General features: G+C 69.4%; 32 protein-coding genes and 1 pseudogene. 7 read left to right on the forward strand and 26 right to left on the reverse strand.

The features are described from left to right. Positions 1-17: 17 nt before the first annotated feature. From rplO to EFL95_RS01195, 22 genes and pseudogenes are all read right to left on the reverse strand, one after another. Entirely contained in the window at positions 18-458 is a 441-nt protein-coding gene (gene rplO, locus EFL95_RS01090; protein WP_123232216.1) for a 50S ribosomal protein L15, read from the reverse strand. Further along, the gene (gene rpmD / locus EFL95_RS01095; RefSeq protein WP_123232217.1) at positions 458-640 is read right to left on the reverse strand and encodes a 50S ribosomal protein L30; all 183 of its coding nucleotides are present in this window, start codon (positions 638-640) and stop codon (positions 458-460) included. The genes rplO and rpmD overlap by 1 nt, the downstream gene beginning before the upstream one ends. After that, positions 640-1,278, reverse strand: a complete 639-nt coding sequence (gene rpsE, locus EFL95_RS01100) for a 30S ribosomal protein S5 (RefSeq protein ID WP_123232218.1) — start codon at positions 1,276-1,278, stop codon at positions 640-642. The genes rpmD and rpsE overlap by 1 nt, the downstream gene beginning before the upstream one ends. 28 nt (positions 1,279-1,306) lie before the next feature. Further along, positions 1,307-1,690 (reverse strand): 50S ribosomal protein L18, encoded by a 384-nt coding sequence (rplR, locus tag EFL95_RS01105; RefSeq protein ID WP_123232219.1) that lies wholly within the window; start codon positions 1,688-1,690, stop codon positions 1,307-1,309. A 2-nt stretch (positions 1,691-1,692) separates the two neighbouring features. After that, positions 1,693-2,232 (reverse strand): 50S ribosomal protein L6, encoded by a 540-nt coding sequence (gene rplF / locus EFL95_RS01110; RefSeq protein ID WP_123232220.1) that lies wholly within the window; start codon positions 2,230-2,232, stop codon positions 1,693-1,695. Between the two features lie 25 nt (positions 2,233-2,257). After that, entirely contained in the window at positions 2,258-2,677 is a 420-nt protein-coding gene (rpsH, locus tag EFL95_RS01115) for a 30S ribosomal protein S8 (RefSeq protein WP_123232221.1), read from the reverse strand. Positions 2,678-2,751: 74 nt separating this feature from the next. After that, entirely contained in the window at positions 2,752-2,937 is a 186-nt protein-coding gene (locus EFL95_RS01120; RefSeq protein WP_123232222.1) for a type Z 30S ribosomal protein S14, read from the reverse strand. Position 2,938: 1 nt separating this feature from the next. Beyond that, entirely contained in the window at positions 2,939-3,490 is a 552-nt protein-coding gene (gene rplE, locus EFL95_RS01125) for a 50S ribosomal protein L5 (protein ID WP_123232223.1), read from the reverse strand. An 11-nt stretch (positions 3,491-3,501) separates the two neighbouring features. Then, positions 3,502-3,858 carry a 50S ribosomal protein L24 gene (rplX, locus tag EFL95_RS01130; protein ID WP_221176273.1) on the reverse strand — a complete coding sequence of 119 codons (357 nt, stop codon included), beginning with the start codon at positions 3,856-3,858 and terminating at the stop codon, positions 3,502-3,504. Between the two features lies 1 nt (position 3,859). Then, positions 3,860-4,228, reverse strand: coding sequence for a 50S ribosomal protein L14 (rplN, locus tag EFL95_RS01135; RefSeq protein ID WP_091109706.1), 369 nt, complete (start codon positions 4,226-4,228; stop codon positions 3,860-3,862). Between the two features lie 67 nt (positions 4,229-4,295). Continuing rightward, the gene (gene rpsQ / locus EFL95_RS01140; protein ID WP_123232224.1) at positions 4,296-4,571 is read right to left on the reverse strand and encodes a 30S ribosomal protein S17; all 276 of its coding nucleotides are present in this window, start codon (positions 4,569-4,571) and stop codon (positions 4,296-4,298) included. Then, positions 4,568-4,801: a 50S ribosomal protein L29 gene (gene rpmC / locus EFL95_RS01145; RefSeq protein ID WP_123232225.1), complete on the reverse strand. Its 234-nt coding sequence runs from the start codon at positions 4,799-4,801 to the stop codon at positions 4,568-4,570. Before rpmC ends, rpsQ begins: the two co-directional genes overlap by 4 nt. Then, the gene (gene rplP, locus EFL95_RS01150) at positions 4,801-5,217 is read right to left on the reverse strand and encodes a 50S ribosomal protein L16 (RefSeq protein WP_123232226.1); all 417 of its coding nucleotides are present in this window, start codon (positions 5,215-5,217) and stop codon (positions 4,801-4,803) included. The genes rpmC and rplP overlap by 1 nt, the downstream gene beginning before the upstream one ends. Positions 5,218-5,222: 5 nt before the next feature. Next, positions 5,223-6,065 (reverse strand): 30S ribosomal protein S3, encoded by an 843-nt coding sequence (rpsC, locus tag EFL95_RS01155; RefSeq protein ID WP_123232227.1) that lies wholly within the window; start codon positions 6,063-6,065, stop codon positions 5,223-5,225. Beyond that, positions 6,065-6,469 (reverse strand): 50S ribosomal protein L22, encoded by a 405-nt coding sequence (gene rplV / locus EFL95_RS01160; RefSeq protein ID WP_123232228.1) that lies wholly within the window; start codon positions 6,467-6,469, stop codon positions 6,065-6,067. Before rplV ends, rpsC begins: the two co-directional genes overlap by 1 nt. 28 nt (positions 6,470-6,497) lie before the next feature. Further along, entirely contained in the window at positions 6,498-6,779 is a 282-nt protein-coding gene (rpsS, locus tag EFL95_RS01165; RefSeq protein WP_123232229.1) for a 30S ribosomal protein S19, read from the reverse strand. A 15-nt stretch (positions 6,780-6,794) separates the two neighbouring features. After that, positions 6,795-7,631: a 50S ribosomal protein L2 gene (rplB, locus tag EFL95_RS01170; protein WP_123232230.1), complete on the reverse strand. Its 837-nt coding sequence runs from the start codon at positions 7,629-7,631 to the stop codon at positions 6,795-6,797. 22 nt (positions 7,632-7,653) lie between these two features. After that, on the reverse strand, positions 7,654-7,959 hold the full coding sequence (rplW, locus tag EFL95_RS01175; RefSeq protein WP_123232231.1) for a 50S ribosomal protein L23: 306 nt from the start codon (positions 7,957-7,959) through the stop codon (positions 7,654-7,656). 47 nt (positions 7,960-8,006) lie between these two features. After that, positions 8,007-8,645, reverse strand: a pseudogene (rplD, locus tag EFL95_RS01180) (50S ribosomal protein L4); the annotation flags it as partial. Between the two features lie 101 nt (positions 8,646-8,746). Next, complete coding sequence (gene rplC, locus EFL95_RS01185) at positions 8,747-9,406, reverse strand: 50S ribosomal protein L3 (protein WP_123232233.1); 660 nt, start codon at positions 9,404-9,406, stop codon at positions 8,747-8,749. Between the two features lie 11 nt (positions 9,407-9,417). After that, positions 9,418-9,726: a 30S ribosomal protein S10 gene (rpsJ, locus tag EFL95_RS01190; protein ID WP_007078637.1), complete on the reverse strand. Its 309-nt coding sequence runs from the start codon at positions 9,724-9,726 to the stop codon at positions 9,418-9,420. 368 nt (positions 9,727-10,094) lie between these two features. Then, positions 10,095-11,750, reverse strand: coding sequence for a TIGR03767 family metallophosphoesterase (locus EFL95_RS01195; protein WP_148044933.1), 1,656 nt, complete (start codon positions 11,748-11,750; stop codon positions 10,095-10,097). Between the two features lie 191 nt (positions 11,751-11,941). Between EFL95_RS01195 and EFL95_RS01200 the strand changes: the two genes are divergently transcribed. Genes EFL95_RS01200 through EFL95_RS01220 form a run of 5 tightly spaced genes read left to right on the forward strand, consistent with a single transcriptional unit; the run spans position 11,942 to position 17,291 of the window. After that, positions 11,942-13,177 (forward strand): DUF7847 domain-containing protein, encoded by a 1,236-nt coding sequence (locus tag EFL95_RS01200; protein WP_123232235.1) that lies wholly within the window; start codon positions 11,942-11,944, stop codon positions 13,175-13,177. An 18-nt stretch (positions 13,178-13,195) separates the two neighbouring features. Next, positions 13,196-13,846, forward strand: a complete 651-nt coding sequence (locus tag EFL95_RS01205; protein ID WP_123232236.1) for a DUF4129 domain-containing protein — start codon at positions 13,196-13,198, stop codon at positions 13,844-13,846. Further along, a complete protein-coding gene (locus EFL95_RS01210; RefSeq protein WP_123232237.1) occupies positions 13,843-15,012 on the forward strand; it encodes a DUF4350 domain-containing protein in 1,170 nt (389 codons plus the stop codon). The genes EFL95_RS01205 and EFL95_RS01210 overlap by 4 nt, the downstream gene beginning before the upstream one ends. Continuing rightward, entirely contained in the window at positions 15,009-15,983 is a 975-nt protein-coding gene (locus EFL95_RS01215) for an AAA family ATPase (protein WP_123232238.1), read from the forward strand. Before EFL95_RS01210 ends, EFL95_RS01215 begins: the two co-directional genes overlap by 4 nt. A gap of 15 nt (positions 15,984-15,998) precedes the next feature. Next, positions 15,999-17,291: a DUF58 domain-containing protein gene (locus tag EFL95_RS01220; RefSeq protein WP_123232239.1), complete on the forward strand. Its 1,293-nt coding sequence runs from the start codon at positions 15,999-16,001 to the stop codon at positions 17,289-17,291. A 1-nt stretch (position 17,292) separates the two neighbouring features. Here the strand turns inward: EFL95_RS01220 and EFL95_RS01225 are convergent, their stop codons facing one another. Continuing rightward, on the reverse strand, positions 17,293-18,288 hold the full coding sequence (locus EFL95_RS01225; protein WP_123232240.1) for a stage II sporulation protein M: 996 nt from the start codon (positions 18,286-18,288) through the stop codon (positions 17,293-17,295). A gap of 40 nt (positions 18,289-18,328) precedes the next feature. Here EFL95_RS01225 and EFL95_RS01230 point away from each other — a divergent pair, with 40 nt between their 5' ends. After that, complete coding sequence (locus tag EFL95_RS01230; RefSeq protein ID WP_123232241.1) at positions 18,329-19,138, forward strand: RDD family protein; 810 nt, start codon at positions 18,329-18,331, stop codon at positions 19,136-19,138. Here EFL95_RS01230 and trmB read toward each other — a convergent pair. After that, positions 19,126-19,845, reverse strand: coding sequence for a tRNA (guanosine(46)-N7)-methyltransferase TrmB (trmB, locus tag EFL95_RS01235; RefSeq protein WP_246004739.1), 720 nt, complete (start codon positions 19,843-19,845; stop codon positions 19,126-19,128). The two genes, EFL95_RS01230 and trmB, sit on opposite strands and share 13 nt — an antisense overlap. 91 nt (positions 19,846-19,936) lie before the next feature. Here trmB and EFL95_RS01240 point away from each other — a divergent pair, with 91 nt between their 5' ends. Beyond that, entirely contained in the window at positions 19,937-20,623 is a 687-nt protein-coding gene (locus EFL95_RS01240; protein ID WP_221176274.1) for an SGNH/GDSL hydrolase family protein, read from the forward strand. 81 nt (positions 20,624-20,704) lie between these two features. Here EFL95_RS01240 and tuf read toward each other — a convergent pair whose 3' ends face one another. After that, the gene (gene tuf, locus EFL95_RS01245) at positions 20,705-21,898 is read right to left on the reverse strand and encodes an elongation factor Tu (RefSeq protein WP_123232242.1); all 1,194 of its coding nucleotides are present in this window, start codon (positions 21,896-21,898) and stop codon (positions 20,705-20,707) included. Between the two features lie 75 nt (positions 21,899-21,973). Continuing rightward, positions 21,974-24,034 carry an elongation factor G gene (gene fusA, locus EFL95_RS01250; RefSeq protein ID WP_246004788.1) on the reverse strand — a complete coding sequence of 687 codons (2,061 nt, stop codon included), beginning with the start codon at positions 24,032-24,034 and terminating at the stop codon, positions 21,974-21,976. Positions 24,035-24,117: the final 83 nt, after the last annotated feature.

A 24,117-nucleotide genomic window follows, 5' to 3' on the forward strand; every position in this document is an offset into this window, starting at 1 on the left:
CTTGTCCGGCGTGCGGCTCAGAGCTCGGTCGCGGTGCCACCGGCAGCCGCGATCTTCTCCTTGGCCGAGGCCGAGAACTTGTCAGCGGTGACCTGGACCTTGACGGTGATCTCGCCGTCGCCCAGGACCTTGACCGGCTGGCCCTTGCGGACCGCGCCCTTGGCCACCAGGTCGGCGACGGTGACGTCCCCGCCCTTCGGGAACAGCGCGCTGATCCGGTCCAGGTTCACGACCTGGAACTCGACCTTGAACGGGTTCTTGAAGCCCTTGAGCTTGGGCAGACGCATGTGGATCGGCATCTGGCCACCCTCGAAGGCGACCGGAACCTGGTAGCGCGCCTTGGTGCCCTTGGTACCACGACCGGCGGTCTTGCCCTTCGAGCCCTCACCACGACCCACGCGGGTCTTGGCGGTCTTGGCTCCCGGGGCGGGACGCAGGTGGTGCAGCTTGAGCGACATCAGTCAACCTCCTCGACCGTCACCAGGTGACGGACGGTGTGGACCATGCCGCGGAACTCCGGGCGGTCCTCCTTGACGACCACGTCGTTGATCCGCTTGAGACCCAGCGAACGCAGGGTGTCGCGCTGGTTCTGCTTCAGACCGACGAGGCCCTTCTTCTGCGTGATCCGCATCTGGCCCATCAGACCGTCACCTCCGCGGCGGCCGCAGCCTTCGCCTCGGCGACGCCCTCGGCACGAGCCCGGAGCAGCGCGGCGGGAGCAACGTCCTCGACCGGCAAGCCACGACGGGCGGCCACGGCCTCCGGCTCCTCCAGCATCTTCAGCGCCTCGACGGTCGCGTGCACGATGTTGATCTGGTTCGACGAGCCGAGCGACTTGCTGAGCACGTCGTGGATGCCGGCGCACTCGAGCACCGCGCGCACCGGACCACCGGCGATGACACCGGTACCGGGAGCGGCGGGACGCAGGAACACGACGCCGGCGGCCTTCTCACCCTGGACCGGGTGCGGGATGGTGCCCTGGATGCGCGGGACGCGGAAGAAGTGCTTCTTCGCCTCCTCGACACCCTTCGCGATGGCCGCGGGGACCTCCTTGGCCTTGCCGTAGCCGACACCGACCATGCCGTCGCCGTCGCCGACGATCACGAGGGCGGTGAAGCTGAAGCGACGACCACCCTTGACGACCTTGGCGACACGGTTGATCGCGACGACTCGCTCGATGTAGGCGGTCTTGTCGGCGTTGTCACGGCCGCCGCGGTTGTCGCGACCTCCACGACCCTGCCGGTCACCACCGGCGCGTCCGCGCTGGGGTCCGCTCATGAGATCTACCTCTTCCTTGTCTTCGCGATCAGAAGGTCAGCCCACCCTCGCGGGCAGCGTCCGCGAGGGCCGCGACGCGACCGTGGTACTTGTTGCCGGCGCGGTCGAAGACCACGCCCTCGATGCCGGCGGCCTTGGCGCGTGCAGCCACCAGCTCGCCGACCTTCTTGGCCTTCTCGGTCTTGTCGCCGGACACGGCGCGGACGTCGGCCTCCATGGTGGAGGCGGAGGCCAGCGTCTTGCCGACCAGGTCGTCGACGACCTGGACCGAGATGTGCTTCGGGGACCGGGTGACCACCAGGCGCGGACGCTCGGAGGTGCCGTTCAGCTTCTTGCGACCCCGCTTCTGACGACGCAGCCGGGAGGCCGCGCGGTCGGCGGTGTGCTTGTTGTGCTTCAGGGAGATCGCCATGACTACTTACCGGCCTTTCCGACCTTCTTGCGGACCTGCTCGCCCGCGTACCGCACGCCCTTGCCCTTGTAGGGCTCCGGCTTGCGCAGCTTGCGGATGTTGGCCGCGACCTCGCCGACGAGCTGCTTGTCGATGCCGACGACCCCGAAGCGGGTCTGGTTCTCGACCGCGAAGGTGATGCCCTCGGGAGCCGGGAAGTTGATCACGTGGGAGTAGCCGAGCTGGAACTCCAGCTCCGTCGGGCCCTTGGAGATGACCCGGTAGCCGACCCCGACGATCTCGAGACGCTTCTCGTAGCCCTCGGTGACACCGACGACCATGTTGTTGATGAGCGTGCGGGTCAGCCCGTGCAGGGCCTTGCTGCGACGCTCGTCGTTCGGACGCTGGACCTCGAGGCCCTCGTCGGTCCTGGCGACGGTGATCGGCTCGGCGATGGTGTGCGTCAGGGTGCCCTTCGGGCCCTTGACCGTCACGACGCTGCCGTCGAGCTGGACGTCCACCCCGGAGGGAACCGGGACGGGAAGCTTGCCAATGCGCGACATTGCTCTCTCCTCTCCTGGTTTCCGGTTACCAGACGTAGGCGAGGACTTCCCCACCCACGCCCTTCTTGTTGGCCTGGCGGTCGGTCAGCAGGCCCTGGCTGGTCGAGATGATCGCGACGCCGAGGCCACCGAGGACCTTGGGCAGCGCGGTGCTCTTCGCGTAGACGCGCAGACCGGGCTTGCTGATCCGGCGGACGCCGGCGATCGAGCGCTCACGGCTGCGGCCGTACTTGAGCTCGATGGTCAGGGTCTTGCCGACAGCCGGCTCGCCCTTCTCGTCGAAGTTGTCGGCGACCTTCCAGGAGGTGATGTAACCCTCCTGGAGCAGGATCTCCGCGACGCCAGCCTTCAGCTTGCTGTAGGGCATGGCGACAACGTCGTGGTACGCCTGGTTGGCGTTGCGCAGACGCGTCAGCATGTCTGCGATCGGGTCAGTCATTGTCATGGTGTGTGTTCTTTCTCGAAGTGGTTTCGCTCCGTACGGCGACGGGGCGACCTTCTACGTCTGTGGGTTCGCTGTTACCAGCTCGACTTGGTGACGCCGGGCAGCTCACCGCGGTGAGCCATCTCGCGCAGGCAGATCCGGCACAGGCCGAACTTCCTGTAGACGGCCTTCGGGCGGCCGCAGCGCTGGCAACGGGTGTAGGCGCGCACCTTGAACTTGGGCGCCTTCGCGGCCTTGACCTTGAGTCCAGTCTTCGCCATGTCAGTTCTCCTTGAACGGGAAGCCGAGGTGCTTCAGCAGCGCCCGGCCCTCGTCGTCGTTGGTCGCAGAGGTCACGATGGTGATGTCCATACCCCGCGACCGGTCGATCTTGTCCTGGTCGATCTCGTGGAACATGACCTGCTCGGTCAGACCGAAGGTGTAGTTGCCCCGACCGTCGAACTGCTTCGGGTTCAGGCCGCGGAAGTCGCGGATGCGCGGCAGCGCGAGCGCCAGCAGGCGGTCCAGGAACTCCCACATCCGGTCGCCGCGCAGCGTGACGTGCGCACCGATCGGCATGCCCTCGCGCAGCTTGAACTGGGCGATCGACTTGCGGGCCTTGGTGACCTGCGGCTTCTGGCCGGTGATCGCGGTGAGGTCCTTGACGGCACCCTCGATCAGCTTGGAGTCGCGAGCAGCCTCGCCGACACCCATGTTGACCACGATCTTGACCAGGCCGGGGACCTGCATCACGTTGGCGTACTGGAACTCGTCGCGCAGCGCGGGGAGGATCTCCTCGCGGTAGCGCGTCTTCATCCGCGGCTTCTCAGTCATTGCTTCACTCATCAGATCTCGTCTCCGGTCTTCCGCGAGATGCGGACGCTCCGGTGGGCCTTGTAGGTCGAGCCGTCAGGACGGGTCTTGGTGACCTCGACGCGCTTGAACCCGACGCGGGTCACGCCCTTGCCCTCGACCAGCATCACGTTGGACACGTGGATCGGGGCCTCGGTGGTGATGATCCCGCCGGTGGTGCCGGCGCGACCGCCCTGGTTGATCACCTTGGTGTGCTTCTTGATCCGGTTCACGCCTTCGACGATGACCCGGTCCTGCTCACGCAGCACCTGGATGACCTTGCCCTCGGCGCCCTTGTCCTTGCCGGCGATGACCCGGACGGTGTCGCCCTTCTTGATGCTCACGCTCATGTCAGAGCACCTCCGGAGCCAGCGAAATGATCTTCATGAACTTCTTCTCGCGCAGCTCGCGGCCCACCGGGCCGAAGATGCGGGTGCCTCGGGGCTCGCCATCGGCCTTGAGGATCACGGCGGCGTTCTCGTCGAAGCGGATGTAGGAACCGTCGGCACGACGGCGCTCCTTCACCGTCCGCACGATGACGGCCTTGACGACATCGCCCTTCTTGACGTTGCCGCCCGGGATCGCGTCCTTGACGGTGGCGACGATGACGTCACCGATGCCGGCGTAGCGACGCCCAGAGCCGCCGAGAACACGGATGCAGAGGATCTCCTTCGCACCGGTGTTGTCGGCGACCTTGAGTCGCGACTCCTGCTGGATCATTGGTTTCTCCTGGTTGTCGTGCCGGTTCTCGCTCGTTCAGGACGGGCGAGCCTTGCCGAACGGTTGTTTACTTGGCCTTCTCGAGGATGCTCACGACGCGCCAGCGCTTGGTGGCGCTCAGCGGACGGGTCTCCATGATCTGGACCCGGTCGCCGATGCCGCACTCGTTCTGCTCGTCGTGGGCCTTGAGCTTGACCGTGCGGCGCATGACCTTGCCGTACAGCGCGTGCTTGACGCGGTCCTCGACGGTCACGACGACGGTCTTGTCCATCTTGTCGCTGACCACCAGGCCCTCGCGGACCTTCCGGCTCGTGCGCTCCTGCGTCACAGCTTCCTCACTCATGCAGCACCATCCTTAGCGGCACCCGGAGCGGTCCGGATGCCGAGCTCGCGCTCGCGCACCACGGTGTAGATCCGGGCGATGTCCTTCTTGACCGAGCGCAGCCGGCCGTGGCTCTCGAGCTGGCCGGTGGCGGCCTGGAAGCGCAGGTTGAACAGCTCTTCCTTGGCCTCGCGCAGCTTGGACTCGAGGTCGATGTCGTTGAGCTCGTCGAGCTCGATCGCGGTCGGCATCAGATAGCCCCCTCACGGGTGACGAACTTGCACTTCATCGGGAGCTTGTGCATCGCACGACGCATGGCCTCACGGGCGATGTCCTCCGGAACTCCGGAGAGCTCGAACATGACACGGCCGGGCTTGACGTTGGCGATCCACCACTCCGGCGAACCCTTACCGGAACCCATGCGGGTCTCGGCAGGCTTCTTGGTCAGCGGGCGGTCCGGGTAGATGTTGATCCAGACCTTTCCACCACGCTTGATGTGACGGGTCATCGCGATACGCGCCGACTCGATCTGGCGGTTGGTGACGTAGTGGCCCTCGACCGCCTGGATGCCGAAGTCGCCGAAGGCGAGCGACGTGCCACCCTTGGCAGCACCCGTCCGCTTCGGGTGGTGCTGCTTGCGGTGCTTGACCCTGCGGGGCATCAACATGGGATTCAGCCCTCCCCATTGGTTGCAGCGGGGGCCTCGGTCGCAACCGCGGCCTCGACGGGAGCCTCGGCCGGAGCCTCGGCGCGGTCGGCACGCGTCGGGCGGTCGCCGCCCCGCGTGCCACGGCTCGGACGGTCGCCACCGCGGGCGCCGCCACGGGCGTCGCGGCCACGACCGGGCGCACCGGCGCGGGCAGCAGCCTGCGCCTCACGCTCGGCGCGGGTGCCGGCGACCTCGCCCTTGTAGATCCAGACCTTGACGCCGATGCGGCCGAAGGTGGTCCGGGCCTCGTAGAAGCCGTAGTCGATGTCGGCGCGCAGCGTGTGCAGCGGCACCCGACCCTCGCGGTAGAACTCCGAGCGCGACATCTCGGCGCCGTTCAGACGACCCGAGCACTGGATCCGGATGCCCTTGGCACCGGAGCGCATCGAGGTCTGCATGGCCTTCTTCATCGCGCGACGGAACTGCACGCGGCCGGACAGCTGCTCGGCGACACCCTGGGCGACGAGCTGGGCGTCGATCTCCGGGTTCTTCACCTCGAGGATGTTCAGCTGGACCTGCTTGCCGGTGAGCTTCTCCAGCTCGCCGCGCAGGCGGTCGGCCTCGGCGCCGCGGCGACCGATGACGATGCCCGGGCGGGCGGTGTGGATGTCCACGCGGACCCGGTCACGGGTGCGCTCGATCTCCACGTTGGAGATGCCGGCCCGCTCCATGCCCTTGGCGAGCAGCTTGCGGATCGCGACGTCCTCACCGACGTAGGACTTGTACAGCTTGTCGGCGTACCAACGCGACTTGTGGTCGGTCGAGATGCCGAGACGGAAGCCGTTCGGGTTGATCTTCTGACCCATTAGTTCTTCTCCTCCGCCGGCTGGACGACGAGCGTGATGTGGCTGGTGCGCTTGTTGATCCGGGTGGCCCGGCCCTGCGCACGCGGGCGCCAGCGCTTCATCGTCGGACCCTCGTCGACCATCGCCTTGCTCACCACGAGGGTGGCGCGGTCGAGGTCCTCGGTGGTCTCGGCGTTCGCCACGGCGCTCTCGAGCACCTTGTAGACGGTCTCGCTCGCGGCCTGGGGCGCGAACTGCAGCAGCGCGAGGGCATCGTCCACGGGCAGGCCGCGGACCATGTCGACCACGCGACGAGCCTTCATCGGGGTGATCCGGACGAACCGGGCCGACGCGAAAGCACCGGCCTCGTCGCCGAGCAGCGAGTCCCGGCGGGCGCTGGTGCGCCGACGCTCAGTAGTACTCATTCTCTGTCTCTCCTTGACGTCCCCGCGGTCAGCGGCGACGGCTCTTCCGGTCGTCCTTGACGTGCCCGCGGTAGGTGCGGGTCGGTGCGAACTCGCCGAGCTTGTGGCCGACCATCGAGTCGGTCACGAAGACGGGGACGTGCTTGCGACCGTCGTGCACCGCGAGGGTGTGCCCGATCATCGAGGGGATGATCATCGAACGGCGCGACCACGTCTTGATCACGTTGTGGGTACCGGCCTCGTTCTGCGCGTCCACCTTCTTCTCGAGGTGGCCGTCGATGAACGGGCCCTTCTTCAGACTGCGAGGCATGTCAGCTCTTCCCTATCAACGCTTGTTCTTGCCGGACTTGCGGCGGCGGACGATCATCGCGTCGCTGGCCTTGCGGCGACGCGTACGACCCTCGGGCTTGCCCCACGGCGACACCGGGTGACGTCCACCGGACGTCTTGCCCTCGCCACCACCGTGCGGGTGGTCGACCGGGTTCATGACGACACCGCGGACCGTCGGGCGCTTGCCCTTCCAGCGCATGCGGCCGGCCTTGCCCCAGTTGATGTTCGACTGCTCGGCGTTGCCGACCTCGCCGATCGTCGCGCGGCAGCGGACGTCGACGTAGCGCATCTCGCCGGAGGGCAGACGCAGCTGGGCGCGGGAGCCTTCCTTGGCGACGAGCTGGGCCTTGTTGCCGGCCGAGCGCGCCATCTTCGCGCCGCCACCGGGACGGAGCTCGATGCAGTGGATCGTGGTACCGACCGGGATGTTGCGCAGCGGCAGGTTGTTGCCCGGCTTGATGTCGGCCTGGGCACCGGACTCGATCGCCTGGCCCTGGGTCACACCGTTCGGCGCGATGATGTAGCGCTTCTCGCCGTCGGCGTAGTGCAGCAGCGCGATCCGGGCGGTGCGGTTCGGGTCGTACTCGATGTGCGCGACCTTGGCCGGCACGCCGTCCTTGTCGTAGCGACGGAAGTCGATGATCCGGTAGGCGCGCTTGTGACCGCCACCCTGGTGACGGGTGGTGATCCGGCCCTGGTTGTTGCGACCGCCCTTCTTGGGCAGCGGGCGCACCAGGGACTTCTCCGGCGTCGACCGGGTGATCTCGGCGAAGTCGGCCACGGACGAGCCACGACGGCCCGGGGTGGTCGGCTTGTACTTGCGGATAGCCATGTCTATTTCCTAATCAGCCCGGTCAGGAGACCGGACCTCCGAAGATGTCGATGCGGTGGCCCTCAGCGAGGCTGACGATGGCGCGCTTGGTGTCCTTGCGCTTGCCGATGCCCCGCGCCGTACGACGGGACTTGCCCGTGCGGTTGAGGGTGTTGACCGAGGTCACCTTGACGTTGAACACCTTCTCGACCGCGATCTTGATCTCGGTCTTGTTGGCGTCCGGGCGCACGATGAACGTGTACTTGTTGTTGTCGAGGAGGCCGTAGCTCTTCTCGCTCACGACCGGCGCGATCAGGATGTCGCGGTGGTCCTTGTGCAGGGTGCTCATGCGGTCTCCTCCTCGGCAGCAGCCTCGGCGGTCTCGGCCTCGGCAGCGGGCTCCTCGGCCTCAGCCTTCGGCGCGGCCTTCTTGGCAGCCTTCTTGGCGGGCTTCTCCTCGACCTCGGCCTCCACACCGACGAACGCGTCGTAGGCGCCCTTGGTGAAGATGACGTCGTCGGCGAGCAGCACGTCGTAGGTGTTCAGCTGGTCGACGGCCAGGATGTGCACGTTCTGGACGTTGCGCAGCGACAGCCAGGTCAGGGCGTCGTCACGCTGCAGCACGACCAGCTGGCGGCGACCGCCGGCCAGGCTGTTCAGCAGCGCCACGGCGGACTTGGTCGACGGCTTGTCACCGGCGGACAGCGACTCGACGACGTGGATCCGGCCTTCGCGGGCCCGGTCGGAGAGGGCGCCCTTGAGAGCGGCGGCCTTCATCTTCTTCGGGGTGCGCTGGTCGTAGTCACGCGGCTTCGGGCCGTGGACGGTGCCACCGCCGGCGAACTGCGGCGCGCGGGTCGAGCCCTGGCGGGCGCGACCGGTGCCCTTCTGCTTGTACGGCTTCTTGCCACCACCGCGGACCTCGCCGCGGGTCTTGGTGGACGCCGTGCCCTGGCGGGCGGCAGCCTGCTGGGCCACCACGACCTGGTGGATCAGCGGGATGTTCGTCGCGACGTCGAAGATCTCCTCCGGCAGCTTGACCTTGACGACCTTGGCGGTCGCGGTCTTCGCCGGAGCGGACTTCTTGGCAGCAGCCTTCTTCGCCGGAGCCTTCTTCTCGGTCTCGGTAGCCATGCTCAGGCCTCCTGTCCGGACTTGGCGGCGGAGCGGATGACGACCAGGCCGCCCTTGGGGCCGGGAACGGCGCCCTTGAGCAGGATCAGGCCCTTGTCCGCGTCGACCGCGTGCACGGTGACGTTCTGGGTGGTGACGGTGTCCGTACCCATCCGACCGGCCATCCGGGTGCCCTTGAAGACGCGACCGGGGGTCGCGCAGGCGCCGATGGAGCCCGGCTTGCGGTGGTTGCGGTGGGCACCGTGGGAGGCACCGACGCCGGCGAAGCCGTGACGCTTCATGACACCGGCGTAGCCCTTGCCCTTGCTGGTGCCGGTGACGTCGACCTCGTCGCCCGCGGTGAACAGCTCGGGGCTGATCTCCTGGCCGACCTCGTACGACGCCGCGTCAGCGGTGCGGATCTCGACGATGTGGCGGCGCGGGGTCACGCCGGCCTTCTCGAAGTGACCGGCGGACGGCTTGGTCACCTTGCGGCCCTCGATCTCGCCGAAGCCGAGCTGAACGGCGTTGTAGCCGTCCTTCTCCGGGGTGCGGACCTGGGTGACCACGTTGGTGCTGGCCGCGACCACGGTCACGGGGACGATGCGGTTGTTCTCGTCCCAGAGCTGGGTCATGCCGAGCTTGGTGCCCAGCAGGCCCTTCACGTTGCGTTCGAAAGTCATCTCAACCAACCTCAGAGCTTGATCTCGATGTCGACACCGGCAGGCAGGTCGAGGCGCATCAGCGAGTCGACCGTCTTCGGCGTGGGGTCAATGATGTCGATGAGGCGCTTGTGGGTGCGCATCTCGAAGTGCTCGCGGGAGTCCTTGTACTTGTGCGGCGAGCGGATGACGCAGAAGACGTTCTTCTCCGTCGGCAGCGGCACCGGGCCGGCCACCTTCGCGCCGGTACGGGTAACCGTGTCCACGATCTTCCGCGCCGAGGTGTCGATCACCTCGTGGTCATAGGCCTTGAGCCTGATGCGGATCTTCTGTCCCGCCATCACGCGTCCTTCACTTCTCGTCTCACGATGAGTCTCGTTCCGCCTCGGTGAGGCAGTCCGCCCTGCTCCCATTCCTCCGACCCCCGCGGTCGGGCGTGTCGCGCTGGTCATGACGCGCGGAGCAGCCCGGCCTGGTGGCCTTCGTTCTCGGGATGTGCTCGCCTGGGGGGCGAGCGGAACGGGATCTCCAGGTGCGGCACGGACACGCGACCACAGCACCCCCTTCAGCAGAGGGCCAGGAAATCCTGTTCAGTAGTCAATGTCCGCGCCCCGGCAATCCCGCCGGAGCAACCGGAATATCTTGGCAGAGATCCCGCTCAACAACAAATCGGCTCCTGAGCGGGGGCCGAGCGGAGGCCCGGACCCGGTCAGACGGCCGAAACCCGACCCAACGGGTCGGCCAGCAGCAGCTCGGTGTTGCGGTCCACCGGCGCACCGGACCGATCGGCCCGGGCGGGGTCGTTATGTGCCAATTCGCGGTACATCGAGGCGAGCGAGGACAGCGACAGGTCGTCGTACGAGGTCCGCGCCGGGGCGTCGGAGTCGATCATCGTGGTGAACAGCGAGACCGTTCCGTCGGAGTTCGTGGCGATCTCGATCATCCGCGCCTGCTGCGGGGCGTCCACGTGCGAGGCCGAGTTGATCTCCCAGAACGACCGCTTCGGGTCGCGGTGCCAGTGCGGGCGGATCTTGTTGTTGTGGCTGTGACCGTTCACCCACGCGAGCACCTGGGGGTGGTCGTGCAGGATCGCCGCCAGCTGGCCGCCGTCGAAACGGTCGTCGTCCGGCGTACGGGGGTCGCGGGCGGTGTTGTCGAACGCCCAGGAGGGGTGGTGGCTGAAGACCACCACGTAGTCGTCGGCCGCCTCGGCGAGCGCGCGCAGCAGCCAGTCCCGCTGGGTGCGGCCGATCGAGCCGTCGATCCCGCCGGCCTGGTTGGTCGAGTCCAGGCTGATCGCGACCACCCGCGGGGCGATCCGCCGGGAGTAGAAGAGGCGGTCCGAGCCTGCGTCCAGGTCGTAGCCGTGGCCGACCGGGCCCGCGCCGGTGAAGCGCACCTCGTGCAGCAGCCGGACGAACTCGGCGCCGGTGTAGGGCAGCCTGCGCTCGTCGGCCTGCACGGTCCGGGTCTGCCCCGCCCGGGCGACGGTGTCGATCAGGGAGCCCACGTCGTCCCCGGCCTTGACCGCGTCCAGGCGGGCGGCGAGCCGCACGGTGGCGTCGCAGTGGGCGGAGAAGACCTTGCGGCCACCGGTCGACCAGTCCCGCACGTAGTTCAGGTTCTCCAGCATCCCGTTGGCGACCACGTCGTGGTTGCCCATCGTCAGCAGCCACGGGACCGCGAGGCCCGGGGCCTCGAACGGCGCCGTGGAGGCCTTCACCAGGTCGGGGACGTGCGGGAACCCGAGGCGCTTGTAGCGGTCGGTCGTCTCGGAGTCGGGCTGCCAGTACTCGTCCAAACCGCTGGCGGCGACGCCCTCGAAGTCGTCGGCAGCACCGCTCTCGGGGTGCACGGTGCCGCCGGCGAGCAGGGTCAGCAGCCACTCGAGCTCGTTGCCCGACTGGTTGTCGGTGTTGTCGCCGGTGCTCATCACGGCGTCCACGGCGCGGCCGGTGGCCGGCCCGCCGGTGAGCGCGTTGATCCGTCCCACCAGCGCCGCGGTGCCCTGCACGTTGAGCAGCTCCTGCGGGCGGTGGCCGGTGCTGTTGTACCGGTCGAGGTACTCGAACCGCATCGGGTTCTGCACGTCGGTGACGTGCAGGTCGGAGACCTGGACCACGGTGGCGAGCCCGACGCGCCGGTCCTCACGGCCGCGCTTGCCCTGCGCGAGGTCGCTGCGCACCACGGTGGCCCACGGCGCCGCCTCGTGCATGCGGCTGTACCGCCCGCTGCCGCGGGCGAAGGTGGACTCCAGCGTCGTCCCGGGTCCGGCGCCGACGACCGCGAGGTGCGGGTCGGTCAGCAGCACGGCGGTGGGCCAGACCGCCAGGGAACCCACCGAGACGGTCCCTGCCTGAATCATCCGACGTCGCGTCAGCGTGACCACACCGAGAAATGTCCCGACCGCGGGTACCTGGATCGGTGGCCTCGATCTGGATGGCACGTGAAGGTTGTCCCTCGGTTCGGCGAACGGGTTCACCTGGCCTTCACCGGACGTTGCTGTGCTTTCCTGACAAGATGCTGGGCAGGACGTCCCAGGGAGGGAATCGAGCAGTGACCGACGGCAGCAACGCACCGGACTCGGGTACGCCGGAGCAGCGGCCCCCGGGCTGGCAGCCCCCGAGCGAGCCGACCCGGACCTGGACTCCCCCGGGCTACGCGCCGCCCCCGCCGGGGTACGCCCCGCCGGCTCCCCAGGGCTCCCCGCAGGTGCCGCCTCCTCCCCCGCCGTACGGACAGCAGCCGTACCCGCAGGCGCCGTACCAACAGGCGCAGGCGCCCTACGGGCAGGCGCCGTACGGGCAGCAGCCGTACCAGCCGCTGTACCAGGCCCGGCCGGTCTACAAGCCGGGCACCGTGCCGCTGCGCCCGCTCGGCCTCGGCGACATGTTCAGCGGCGCGGTCGAGACCATCCGGCGCAATCCGAAGGCGACGATCGGGATCGCGTCGGTCGTGCTGACCGGCTTCATGCTGATCCCGATCCTGGCGACCCTGGCCTGGGGCGCCATCCAGGGCTTCAGCAGCCACATCACCGACTCCAGCTCGAGCGGCGATCTGCGCCCGGAGGACGTGGGCCTGCTGATCGCGACGCTCGGCGGCACCGTGCTCAGCTGGTTCGCCACCGTGGTGATGACCGGGATGATCGCGCACGTCGTCGAGCACGCCGCCCGCGGGCAGAAGCTCTCCGCGGGCGACGCCTGGAAGCTGACCAAGGGCCGCGTCTGGCGACTGCTCGGACTCTCGGTGATGTCCGCGATCGGGCTGGTCGTGACCATCGCGCTCGTGGTGGTGCTGATCGTCCTGGCAGCCTTGGTGTCCACGGCGGCCGGAGTCCTCGTCGGCATCGTCACCGGCATCGCCGGCGTGTGCCTGATCCCCTACTTCTACATCCGGCTGTTCCAGCTCGCCGCTCCGACCATCGTGCTGGAGCGGCTCAACGTCTTCGCGTCGATGGCCCGTTCCTGGCGGCTCTCGTCCGGCCAGTTCTGGCGACTGTTCGGGATCACGCTGCTCACCAGCATCGTCGCCGGCGTCGCCGGCTCGTTCGTCACCTTCCCGTTCCAGATCGTCGCCGGGATCGGACCGGCGATCTGGCCGGACACGCTGCTCGGCGTCCTGGTCGGCATCCTGGCCAACAACGTCGCGGTGGTCATCTCCGGAGCACTCACCACGCCGTTCTCGGCCGGGGTCGCGGCGCTCCAGTACCTCGACCAGCGGATCCGCAAGGAGGGCTACGACATCCAGCTCATCGCCCAGATCTCGGTGCCGGCCGCGGTGCCGCAGCGGTGAGGTCGGGACGGCCCTGACGTGATCCCCCTGCTCCCCCTCGAGCTGCGCCCGGACCCCGGTCCGGCGCAGGACTGGGTGCGCAACGAGCTGGCCAAGCCCGAGTACCAGCCCAGCCTGCTGGAACGGGTGGTCCGCTGGTTCGGCCACCTCCTCGGCAAGCTCCTGGACGCGACCGGCAACATCGGCCGCATCGACCCCGTCCTCGGGATCCCGCTGCTGGTTCTGCTGCTGGTCGGGGTGGCGCTGGCCCTGACCCGGCTGCGCCGCGATCCGCGCCGGGCGGGCACCGAGCGCTCCGTCCTGGAGGACGCGCGTACGACGGCAGCGCAGTACCGGGCGCGCGCCGGCAAGGCACTGTCCGAGGAGCGCTGGGACGACGCGGTGCTCGACGGCGTCCGTGCGATCGCAGCCGGGCTCGTGGAGCGGGCGCTGGCCGACGACCTTCCCTCCGCGACCGCGCACGAGGTCGCGGACGCCGCGGCACAGGTCTTCCCCGCCGAGCGAGCTCGGCTCGACGCCGCGGCCCGGCTGTTCGACGACGTCCGGTACGGCGACCGGCACGCCACCCGTGCCGGCGCGACCGACGTGCTGGACCTGGAGCGCGCGCTGCGCCACCTGCGCCCGGAGTCGACCACGGCGAGCGGGCCGGTCCTGGCGGTGCCGCGATGAGCGCCGTCGAAGTCGACGAGGTCGGGCCCACGACCGCCGGTGCCGCCGGGTTCCTGCGCCGCAACCGGGTCGCGGTCGCGCTCGGCCTCGCCGTGCTGTGCACGCTGCTGCTGGTCACCTGGCAGGGGCGCGACACCGGCCGCAACGGCATCCTCGACCCGGAGAACGCCGCGCCGCACGGTGCGCGAGCCCTCGCCCAGGTCCTGGGAGACCACGGCGTGCCGGTCGACGTCGTCCGCGGGCGGCGCGCGTTCGAGGACGCCCAGGTCGACGGGAACACCACCGTCGTGGTGAGCAACCCGTGGGACCTGGGCAGGACCACCTACCGCGACCTCGAGGAGCGGCTGAGCACGGCGACGGGCTCCGAGCTCGTGGTCGCCGGGATCGCGCCCGCCGTGGCCGACGCGCTCGGCCTGAAGGACAAGGACTTCTCCACCGCGACCGACCGCGACCGCACCCCGGCCGACTGCAGCCCTGCGCAACCGCTGCTCGACGGCCTCACCCTGGACGTCCCGGGCAGCGGCCTCGGCGTACCGGGCGACGGCTGCTTCGGCGACCAGGCCGGCCGGCTGCTGCTGGTCGGGGCGAACGGGCACCGCTGGGTGCTGGTCGACCCGAGCCCGCTGAGCAACGACCGCATCGACGTCGGTGACAACGCCGCCGTCGCGCTGCGGCTGCTCGGCCAGCGCGACCGGGTGGTCTGGTACGTCGCCGATCCCGACGAGGTCCAGGCCGGCGACGGCACCGGTGTCGGCCGGCTGCTGCCGCGCTGGCTGGTGCCGTCGGTGTGGCTGATCGCCATCGCCGCGGTCGCCCTGCTGCTGTACCGCGGCCGCCGCCTCGGCCCGCTGGTGACCGAGCCGATGCCCGTGACCATCAAGGCCCTGGAGTCGACGACCGCGCTCGGCCGTCTCTACGAGCGGGCCCGGGACCGCTGGCACGCCGCGGAGCTGCTGATCGAGGGCACGGTGCGGCGCCTGCGCCAGGTCCTCGGCCTCTCCCCGACCGCCACCCGCGAGGAGGTCGTGCGCGCGGTCGCGACCCGCACCGGGCGCCCGGTCGAGGCGATCACCGGGATCCTCGACCGGGTCGTGCGCACCGACGCAGACCTGGTCACCCTGGCCAACGAGCTGACCCACCTGGAAGAAGAGGTAAGGACCGTATGAGCACAGAGCCTTCGAGCACCGTTCCCGCCGACCAGGCCCGCGAGGCCCTGCACGCCGTGCGGGCCGAGGTCGCCAAGGTCGTCGTCGGCCAGGACGCCGCGGTCTCCGCGCTGCTGGTCGCCCTGCTGGCCCGGGGCCACGTCCTGATGGAGGGGGTGCCGGGCGTCGCCAAGACGCTGCTGGTGCGCTCGCTGGCCTCGGCGCTCGGCGTGGAGACCCGACGCGTCCAGTTCACCCCCGACCTGATGCCGGGCGACATCACCGGCTCGATGGTCGTGGAGAGCGGCCGGTTCGACTTCCGGCCCGGTCCGGTGTTCACGAACCTGCTGCTGGCCGACGAGATCAACCGGACGCCACCGAAGACCCAGTCGGCGCTGCTCGAGGCGATGGAGGAGGGCCAGGTCTCGGTCGACGGCGTCAGCCGCCCGCTGCCCGACCCGTTCCTGGTGGCCGCGACCCAGAACCCGGTCGAGTACGAGGGCACCTACCCGTTGCCGGAGGCCCAGCTGGATCGCTTCCTGCTCAAGGTCCAGCTGCCGCTTCCGCCCCGCGAGGAGGAGTTCGCGATCGTCCGCCGGCACGCGGACGGCTTCGACCCGCACGACCTGGCGGCCACCGGCATCCGGTCGGTGGCGAGCATCGCCGACCTGGCGAGCGCCTCCGCGGCGGTGCGCGAGGTCCGGGTGAGCGACGAGGTGGCGGCGTACGTGGTCGACATCGCGCGGGCCACCCGGTCCGCGCCGTCGCTGAGCCTGGGCGTCAGCCCGCGCGGTGCGACCGCGCTGCTGCGGACCAGCCGCGCGTGGGCCTGGCTGTCCGGGCGCGACTACGTCTCCCCGGACGACGTGAAGGCGCTCGCGCACGCGACCCTGGTGCACCGCCTCGGCCTGCGGCCCGAGGCCCAGCTCGAGGGCGTCGACGTGGCGCAAGTGCTCGCCTCCGCGCTCGCCTCCGTCCCGGTCCCGCGCTGAGCCGAGGACCCTGACGTGGCTCTGACCTGGCGCACCCCGCTGCTGCTGCTGATCTCGGTGGCGGCGGTCCTGGTGCGCCCCGAGAAGGGCACCGTCTGGACGATCCTCGGGCTGGTGATCCTGCTGGTGCTCCTCGACTGGTGGTGGGCCCCGAAGGTGTCCACCCTCCAGCTGTCGCGGTACCGGACCCCGGCGACCCGGCTCGGCGAGGTCACCGAGACCGCCCTCGTCGTCGAGAACACCGGCAATCGCCGCGTGGTCGGCGTGCTCCGCGACGCCTGGCAACCCAGCGCCGGCGCGCACCCGAACCGGCACCCGCTGCGTCTCCCGGCCCGGGAGCGGACCCGGCTGGTCACCCCGCTGGACCCGGTACGCCGTGGCGAGCTGGCCACCGACCGGGTGACCGTCCGGATGACCGGCCCACTTGGCCTGGCCGCCCGGCAGGCCTCAGCGCTGGTCCCGGGTGACGTACGGGTGACCCCCGCCTTCCCGTCGCGTCGCCACCTGCCGTCCCGGTTGGCGCGGCTGCGGGAGCTGGACGGGCGCGCCGCGGTCCGGGTCCGCGGGCAGGGCACCGAGTTCGACTCGCTGCGCGAGTACGTGCGCGGCGACGACGTGCGCAGCATCGACTGGCGGGCCAGCGCGCGCAGCCGCAACGTCGTGGTCCGGACCTGGCAGCCCGAGCGCGACCGCCGGGTGGTCATAGTGCTGGACACCTCGCGCACCTCGGCCGGCCGGATCGGGGACGTGCCGCGGCTGGACTCGGCGATGGACGCCGCGCTGCTGCTGGCCGCTCTCGCCGCCCGTGCGGGCGACCGGGTCGACTTCCTGGCCGGGGACCGGATGGTCCGCGCCCGGGTGCGCTCGGGCCACCGGGGCGATGCGCTCTCCGGCGTGCAGGACGCGATGGTCGGCCTCGGTTCGGAGCTGGTCGAGGCGGACTGGCGGCGCCTCGTCGGCGCTGTCGACGACCTCGGCCGTTCGCGGGCGCTGGTGGTGCTGCTGACCCCGCTCGAACCGTCCGCGATCGAGCACGGGCTGCTGCCGCTCGTCGGCCACCTGTCGGCGCGGCACCGGGTGGTGCTCGCCTCGGTCCGCGACCCCGAGCTGACGCGCCTGGCGGCCGACCGGGAGGACCTGACCTCGACCTACCAGGCCGCGGCGGCCGAGCAGACGATCGCTCGACGGCAGCGCACCGCGGCCCTGCTCGAGGCGCTGCACGTCGACGTGCTCGACGAGAGCGCCGACCAGCTCCCGGTCGTGCTGGCCGACCACTACCTGTCGCTGAAGGCCCGCGGGGTGCTCTGACCTAGCCGGCGGTCAGCAGCCGGTCCTCGCGCAGGTGCGCGGCGATGTCGCCGGTGTGCCCGGCGCGGACGGCACGCTTGCCGAGCACGAAGACGTAGGTGAGGAACGCCGCCTCGGCGACCACGCCGATCGAGATCCGTGACCAGGTCGGCAGTCCCGAGGGCGTCACGAAGCCCTCGATGATGCCGGTCACCAGCAGGACCACGGCGAGCGCGAGCACGATGCCACCCGCAGCACGACCCTCGGCGGCCAGCGCTCGCGCCCGGGACTGCTGCCCGGGGGCCACCCAGGACCACATCAGCCGCAGCCCGGTGCCGGCAGCGACGAAGACGGCGGTCAGCTCGAGCAGGCCGTGCGGGGTGATCATCCCGAAGAAGACCGCGGTCCGGCCGTGCCGGATCATGATCGAGCCGATCACCGCGAGGTTGAGCAGGTTCTGCCACACCAGGTAGAGCACCGGAAGCCCGAAGACGCCGAGCGCCACGCAGCCGGCGGTCACCAGCGCGTTGTGGGTCCAGACCTCGGCCGCGAAGTGCGACGACGCCGACTCGGAGTAGTAGCCCTCGAAGTCGTTGTTGACCAGCTGGTTCACCTGGGCGGGCGACATCATCGTCGACTCCACCTGCGGGTGGGCGAGCAGCCAGGCGATCATCACCGCGACCAGGGCGTAGCTGCCGAGCATCAACGTCATCCACCAGCGCCGCGTCCGGTACAGCGCCGCCGGCACCTGGCGCGCCACCACCTCGGCCAGCACGGCCCGGGTGAGCACCCGCGCTCCGCCCGAGCGGGTCCGGGCACGGGCCAGCAGGTTGGACAGGTAGCCGATCACCGCCGCATCCGGGGCGCCGGAGCGGATCACCGAGAGGTGCGTCGCCACCCGCTGGTAGAGCTCGCTGAGCTCGTCGCTCTCGGTGCCCGAGAGGCGGACCCGCTTGGACAGCTGCTCGAGCCGGACCCACGCCGGCTGGTGAGCCAGCACGAAGGCGTCGAGATCCATACCGCCAGCGTAGGCCACCCCACCCCTCTACGCTGGGGGGATGGCCGAGCTGTACGACGCGAGCATCGACGAGCTCGTCACCGGGGAGGCGGTCTCCCTCGACCTGCCGCCCGGCCCGCTCGGGCTGCACGCGGTCTCGGCGTTCGTCGACGTGATCGTCTCGATCATCGTGCTCGTCGCCGGGATCTGGTTCACCGCACTTCTCGCCAGCGACGCGGCGCTGTTCTCGGTCGGGGTCACGGTGACCGCCGTGCTCGCGTTCCTGGTGGTGCCGACCGCCGTGGAGACCCTGTCCCGGGGCCGATCGCTCGGCAAGCTGATCACCGGCCTGCGCACGGTGCGCGACGACGCCGGGCCGATCTCGTTCATGCACGCCTTCGTGCGAGCTCTGCTCGGGCTGGCGGAGATCTGGCTCCTCTACGGCGTCCCGGCCTTCATCTGCGGCCTGGTGAGCCGCAAGGGCAAGCGGATCGGCGACTACGTCGCCGGCACCTACGTCGTCCGCGCCCGGGTGAAGCTCACGCTCCCGCCGCCTGCCCTCATGCCGCCGCCCCTGGCCGGCTGGGCCCGTGCGGCGGACATCGCGCCGCTGCCGGAGCGGCTCATGCTCTCCGTGCGGCAGGTGCTCGGGCGGGCCGACACCTTGGCGCCGCAGACCCGGCAGGCCCTGCTGGACCGCCTGGCCCTGGAGATCTCCGCCTACGTCGCTCCGCCACCGCCGGTCGGCACCCCGGCTGATGCCTACCTGGCGGCCGTGATCTCAGAGCACCGCGACCGCGACCTGGCACGGATGCAGCGTGAGGCCGCCCTGGTCGACCGGCTGACCGCCGCCGCCCGTCAGCGGGTGTAGCGCAGGTCGGTGATCACCCGGTCCACCGCGAGACCCTTGCGCTCGAACTTGGTGACCGGACGATCCGCCCAGCGCTCGACGACCCCGCCGGACAGGGTCGGCTCCGCGTCGAGCACCTCCTGCATCTGCTCGGCGTAGTGCGCCCAGTCCGTGGCCAGCCGCCAGCTGCCGCCCGGACGCAGCCGTGACGACGCCAGTGCTGCGAAGGACGGCGTGACCAGTCGGCGCTTGTGGTGCTTGCTCTTCGGCCAGGGATCGGGGAAGAACGTCCACAGCTCGTCGAGCGAACCCGGTGCGATCAGGTGCTCCATCGACCAGACCGCGTCCACGCTGATCAACCGGACGTTCTCCGCACCGGCCTCGGCGAGCAGACCGAGGGTGTGCGCCACCCCGGGACGCCAGACCTCGAAGGCGAGCACGTCGACCTCGGGCCGCTGCGCTGCCAGCACCGCCGTCGCCTCACCGATGCCGGAGCCGATCTCGACGACCAGCGGGGCCTCGCGGCCGAACCAGGCGGCGAGCGAGAAATCGGGGTGGTCGACCGCCTCGTCCGGGATCACCCACTTCTCGTGGTGCGCGTCCCAGGCCTCCTGCTGTGCGGGCGTGAACCGGTTGCCCCGACGCGAGTAGCTGAGCACCTCACGCATCCGCCGCCCGTCGTCGGTGAACTTCAGGTGGGGTCGGGCGGGAGGAACGGCGTCGGGCACGGGAGAACGGTACGTGCCCCCGATACGGACAACCTCCACGGGCTTGGCGAAAACGCCTTCGCAGCCGCGTTCCGCGACGGAGGATGTCGCCGTGAGTCTCGGAGCACGGCGCCACCTCGGGTGGCTCAGCGCAGGCCTCGGCGTGCTGCTGGCCGCCCTCGCGCTGACCCCGCTCATCGGGGGAACCGCACAGGCGAGCACCGCCGAGAGGTGCGCCCGGTTCACCCACCAGTCGCTGGTCCGCCAGCACGTGGTGACCGGTCGCGGAGCGACGACCGTGGTGATCGGCGACTCCTACTCCGCCGGTCTGGGCCTGCAGCACCCCGACCGGAACTGGGCCCGGGAGCTCCCCGGACGGGTGCACGTCTTCGGGTTCTCCGGCTCCGGGTTCAGCCGCGGCGCCAGTCCGTGCAAGGACGTCGCCTACGACCAGCGTGCGCGAACGGCCCTGGCGCTGCACCCCTCGCTGGTCGTCGTCGAGGGCGGTCTCAACGACTTCGACCAGCCGAGCGGGCAGATCCGCGCGGGCTTCCGGCGCCTGGTCGCCGAGATCGGCGGCGACCGCCTGCTCGTCGTCGGTCCTCCGCCGGCGCCGCTGCGCGGGGCACGAGCCGCGCGCGTCGACGCGATCCTGCGCAGCGAGGCGGCGCGCTCCGGTACGCCGTACCTGAGCATGATCGACGACCGGTTCACCTACCTGCCCGACCGGCTGCACCTGACCCCGCTCGGGCACGAGCGCTTCGGCACCGTGGTCGCCGACGCCCTGGACAGTCCCTAGCGGGACTATCTCGCCGCGGACGCAGAAAGGCCCCGAGCCGAAGCCCGGGGCCTTTCGCTTGACGCTAGTTGATCAGCAAGCTCACTTGTTGATCTTGGTGACGCGACCCGCGCCCACGGTCCGGCCACCCTCGCGGATGGCGAACTTCAGACCGTCCTCCATGGCGATCGGCTGGATCAGCACGACCGACATGTCGGTGTTGTCGCCCGGCATGACCATGTCGCGACCCTCGGGGAGGGTGACGACGCCGGTCACGTCGGTGGTCCGGAAGTAGAACTGCGGACGGTAGTTGTTGAAGAACGGCGTGTGACGGCCACCCTCCTCCTTGGAGAGGATGTAGACCGACGCGTCGAACTCGGTGTGCGGGGTGGTGGTGCCCGGCTTGATCACGACCATGCCGCGCTCCACGTCCTCGCGCTTGGTGCCGCGGAGGAGCAGACCGACGTTCTCGCCCGCCTGGCCCTCGTCGAGGAGCTTGCGGAACATCTCGACACCGGTGACCGTCGACTTCTGCGAGGCCTCGCGGATGCCGATGATCTCGACCTCCTCGTTGACCTTGACGATGCCGCGCTCGATGCGACCGGTGATGACGGTGCCACGACCGGTGATCGTGAAGACGTCCTCGACGGGCATCAGGAACGGCTTCTCGACGTCACGCTCGGGCTGCGGGATCGACTCGTCGACCGCGTTCATCAGCTCGAGGATCGACTCGCCCCACTTGGCGTCGCCCTGCAGCGCCGGGAAGGCGGCAACGCGCACGACCGGAACGTCGTCACCCGGGAAGTCGTACTCGGAGAGGAGCTCGCGCACCTCCATCTCGACGAGCTCGATGAGCTCCTCGTCGTCGACCATGTCGCACTTGTTCAGCGCCACGACCAGGGCCGGCACGCCGACCTGGCGGGCGAGCAGCACGTGCTCGCGGGTCTGCGGCATCGGGCCGTCGGTGGCGGCGACCACGAGGATCGCACCGTCCATCTGAGCGGCACCGGTGATCATGTTCTTGATGTAGTCCGCGTGACCCGGGCAGTCGACGTGCGCGTAGTGGCGCGCCTCGGTCTGGTACTCGACGTGCGCGATCGAGATGGTGATGCCGCGCTGGCGCTCTTCGGGGGCCTTGTCGATCTGGTCGAACGCAGACGCCTCGTTGAGGTCCGGGTACTTGTCGTGCAGAACCTTGGTGATCGCCGCGGTCAGCGTCGTCTTGCCGTGGTCGATGTGACCGATGGTCCCGATGTTGACGTGCGGCTTGGTCCGCTCGAACTTAGCCTTAGCCATTTCTGGCTCCTCCTGGTTTGTGTTTTCTTGACTCGTAGATGAAACGTTTTTTACAGCCGAGGACTGCGGTGCGAACTACTCGCCGCGGACCTTCTTGATGATCTCGTCGGCGACGTTCGTGGGAACCTCGGCGTACGAGTCAAACTCCATCGAGTACGAAGCCTGACCCGAGGTCTTCGACCGCAGGTCCCCAACGTACCCGAACATCTCTGACAGCGGCACCAGCGCGTCGACGACCATGTCGCCGTGACGCTCCTCCTGGGCCGTGATCTGGCCACGGCGGGAGTTGATGTCGCCGATGACCGTGCCGAGGAAGCTCTCCGGGGTCACGACCTCGACCGCGAACATCGGCTCCAGCAGCACGGGCTTGGCCATCTTGGCCGCTTCCTTGAACGCCGCGATGCCGGCGATCTTGAAGGCGAGCTCGGAGGAGTCGACGTCGTGGTACGCGCCGTCCTCGAGGGTGACCTTCACGTCGACCATCGGGTAGCCGGCGAGCACGCCGAACTCCATGGCCTCCTGGGCACCCTGGTCGACCGACGGGATGTACTCCCGCGGCACCCGACCACCCGACACGGCGTTCACGAACTCGTAGCCCGCGCCGGTACCGGTCTCCGGGTCGATGTTCGGCTCGACGGTGATCATCACCTTCGCGAACTGACCCGAACCACCGGTCTGCTTCTTGTGGGTGTAGGAGTGCTTCTCGACCTTCTTGCGCAGGGTCTCGCGGTAGGCGACCTGCGGCTTGCCGACGGTGGCCTCGACCTTGAACTCGCGCTTCATCCGGTCGACGAGGATCTCCAGGTGGAGCTCGCCCATGCCGGCGATGATCGTCTGACCGGTCTCCTCGTCCGCCTTGACGGTGAAGGTCGGGTCCTCGTCCGAGAGCCGCTGGATCGCGGTTCCGAGCTTCTCCTGGTCGCCCTTGGTCTTCGGCTCGATGGCGACCTCGATCACCGGGGCCGGGAAGGTCATCGACTCCAGCACGACCTGCTTGGCCGGGTCGGAGAGGGTGTGACCGGTCTTGGTGTCCTTCAGACCCATCACGGCCACGATCTGGCCGGCGCCGACCGACGCGATCTCCTCACGCTTGTTCGCGTGCATCTGGTAGACCTTGCCGATCCGCTCCTTGCGGCCGTTGACCGAGTTGACCACGGTCGAGCCGGCCTCGAGCTTGCCCGAGTAGACCCGGACGTAGATCAGCTTGCCGAGGTGCGGGTCGGTGGCGATCTTGTAGGCCAGACCCGAGAACGGCTCGTCGTCGGACGGCTGGCGGACGATCTCCTCGTCCTCGTTGCCCGGGGCGTGGCCGACGATGCCGTCGATGTCCAGCGGCGACGGCAGGTACTTCACGACGGCGTCGAGCAGGGGCTGCACGCCCTTGTTCTTGAACGCGGTGCCGCACAGGACCGGGTTGAGCTTGTCGGCGAGGGTGGCGCGACGGATCGCGGCCTCGAGCTCCTCGACGGTGAACTCACCCTCCTCGAGGAACTTCTCCATGATGTCGTCGTCGGCCTCGGACAGCGTCTCGAGCAGCTTCTCGCGCCACTCGGCGGCCTGCTCGGCGAGCTCGGCCGGGATCTCCTCGACCTCGTAGTCCTCGCCCATCTTGGTCTCGCCGCGCCAGGTCAGCGCGCGCATGCCGACCAGGTCGACCACACCGAGGAAGTCGCCCTCGGCGCCGATCGGGATCTGGAGGACCAGCGGGGTGGAGTTCAGCCGCTCGACCATCATGTCGACGCAGCGCCAGAAGTCGGCACCGGTGCGGTCCAGCTTGTTGACGAAGCACATCCGCGGGACGGAGTACTTGTTGGCCTGGCGCCACACGGTCATCGTCTGCGGCTCGACACCGGCGACACCGTCGAACACCGCGACGGCGCCGTCGAGGACGCGCAGCGAGCGCTCGACCTCGGCGGTGAAGTCCACGTGACCCGGGGTGTCGATGATGTTGATCTGGTGGTCCTTCCACCAGCAGGTGGTGGCAGCGGAGGTGATGGTGATACCCCGCTCCTGCTCCTGCTCCATCCAGTCCATCGTGGCCGCGCCCTCGTGGACCTCACCGATCTTGTAGGTGATGCCGGTGTAGAAGAGGATGCGCTCGGTGGTGGTGGTCTTGCCGGCGTCGATGTGCGCCATGATGCCGATGTTGCGGACCTTGTTGAGGTCCGTGGTGATGTCGACTGCCACTGCGGCTGTGTTCCTTAGAAAGTGGGTTGTTG

The sequence above is a fragment of the Nocardioides marmorisolisilvae genome (assembly GCF_003725775.1).
Taxonomy (GTDB): Bacteria; Actinomycetota; Actinomycetes; order Propionibacteriales; family Nocardioidaceae; genus Marmoricola; species Marmoricola marmorisolisilvae.

Bases quoted from the DNA above. Each gene is read 5' to 3' on its own strand.
- rplO (WP_123232216.1), bottom strand. From the start codon at position 458: ATGTCGCTCAAGCTGCACCACCTGCGTCCCGCCCCGGGAGCCAAGACC.
- rpmD (WP_123232217.1), bottom strand. From the start codon at position 640: ATGGGCCAGATGCGGATCACGCAGAAGAAGGGCCTCGTCGGTCTGAAG.
- rpsE (WP_123232218.1), bottom strand. From the start codon at position 1,278: ATGAGCGGACCCCAGCGCGGACGCGCCGGTGGTGACCGGCAGGGTCGT.
- rplR (WP_123232219.1), bottom strand. From the start codon at position 1,690: ATGGCGATCTCCCTGAAGCACAACAAGCACACCGCCGACCGCGCGGCC.
- rplF (WP_123232220.1), bottom strand. From the start codon at position 2,232: ATGTCGCGCATTGGCAAGCTTCCCGTCCCGGTTCCCTCCGGGGTGGAC.
- rpsH (WP_123232221.1), bottom strand. From the start codon at position 2,677: ATGACAATGACTGACCCGATCGCAGACATGCTGACGCGTCTGCGCAAC.
- EFL95_RS01120 (WP_123232222.1), bottom strand. From the start codon at position 2,937: ATGGCGAAGACTGGACTCAAGGTCAAGGCCGCGAAGGCGCCCAAGTTC.
- rplE (WP_123232223.1), bottom strand. From the start codon at position 3,490: ATGACTGAGAAGCCGCGGATGAAGACGCGCTACCGCGAGGAGATCCTC.
- rplX (WP_221176273.1), bottom strand. From the start codon at position 3,858: ATGAGCGTGAGCATCAAGAAGGGCGACACCGTCCGGGTCATCGCCGGC.
- rplN (WP_091109706.1), bottom strand. From the start codon at position 4,228: ATGATCCAGCAGGAGTCGCGACTCAAGGTCGCCGACAACACCGGTGCG.
- rpsQ (WP_123232224.1), bottom strand. From the start codon at position 4,571: ATGAGTGAGGAAGCTGTGACGCAGGAGCGCACGAGCCGGAAGGTCCGC.
- rpmC (WP_123232225.1), bottom strand. From the start codon at position 4,801: ATGCCGACCGCGATCGAGCTCGACGAGCTCAACGACATCGACCTCGAG.
- rplP (WP_123232226.1), bottom strand. From the start codon at position 5,217: ATGTTGATGCCCCGCAGGGTCAAGCACCGCAAGCAGCACCACCCGAAG.
- rpsC (WP_123232227.1), bottom strand. From the start codon at position 6,065: ATGGGTCAGAAGATCAACCCGAACGGCTTCCGTCTCGGCATCTCGACC.
- rplV (WP_123232228.1), bottom strand. From the start codon at position 6,469: ATGAGTACTACTGAGCGTCGGCGCACCAGCGCCCGCCGGGACTCGCTG.
- rpsS (WP_123232229.1), bottom strand. From the start codon at position 6,779: ATGCCTCGCAGTCTGAAGAAGGGCCCGTTCATCGACGGCCACCTCGAG.
- rplB (WP_123232230.1), bottom strand. From the start codon at position 7,631: ATGGCTATCCGCAAGTACAAGCCGACCACCCCGGGCCGTCGTGGCTCG.
- rplW (WP_123232231.1), bottom strand. From the start codon at position 7,959: ATGAGCACCCTGCACAAGGACCACCGCGACATCCTGATCGCGCCGGTC.
- rplC (WP_123232233.1), bottom strand. From the start codon at position 9,406: ATGACTTTCGAACGCAACGTGAAGGGCCTGCTGGGCACCAAGCTCGGC.
- rpsJ (WP_007078637.1), bottom strand. From the start codon at position 9,726: ATGGCGGGACAGAAGATCCGCATCAGGCTCAAGGCCTATGACCACGAG.
- EFL95_RS01195 (WP_148044933.1), bottom strand. From the start codon at position 11,750: ATGATTCAGGCAGGGACCGTCTCGGTGGGTTCCCTGGCGGTCTGGCCC.
- EFL95_RS01210 (WP_123232237.1), top strand. From the start codon at position 13,843: ATGAGCGCCGTCGAAGTCGACGAGGTCGGGCCCACGACCGCCGGTGCC.
- EFL95_RS01215 (WP_123232238.1), top strand. From the start codon at position 15,009: ATGAGCACAGAGCCTTCGAGCACCGTTCCCGCCGACCAGGCCCGCGAG.
- EFL95_RS01225 (WP_123232240.1), bottom strand. From the start codon at position 18,288: ATGGATCTCGACGCCTTCGTGCTGGCTCACCAGCCGGCGTGGGTCCGG.
- EFL95_RS01230 (WP_123232241.1), top strand. From the start codon at position 18,329: ATGGCCGAGCTGTACGACGCGAGCATCGACGAGCTCGTCACCGGGGAG.
- tuf (WP_123232242.1), bottom strand. From the start codon at position 21,898: ATGGCTAAGGCTAAGTTCGAGCGGACCAAGCCGCACGTCAACATCGGG.
- fusA (WP_246004788.1), bottom strand. From the start codon at position 24,034: ATGGCGCACATCGACGCCGGCAAGACCACCACCACCGAGCGCATCCTC.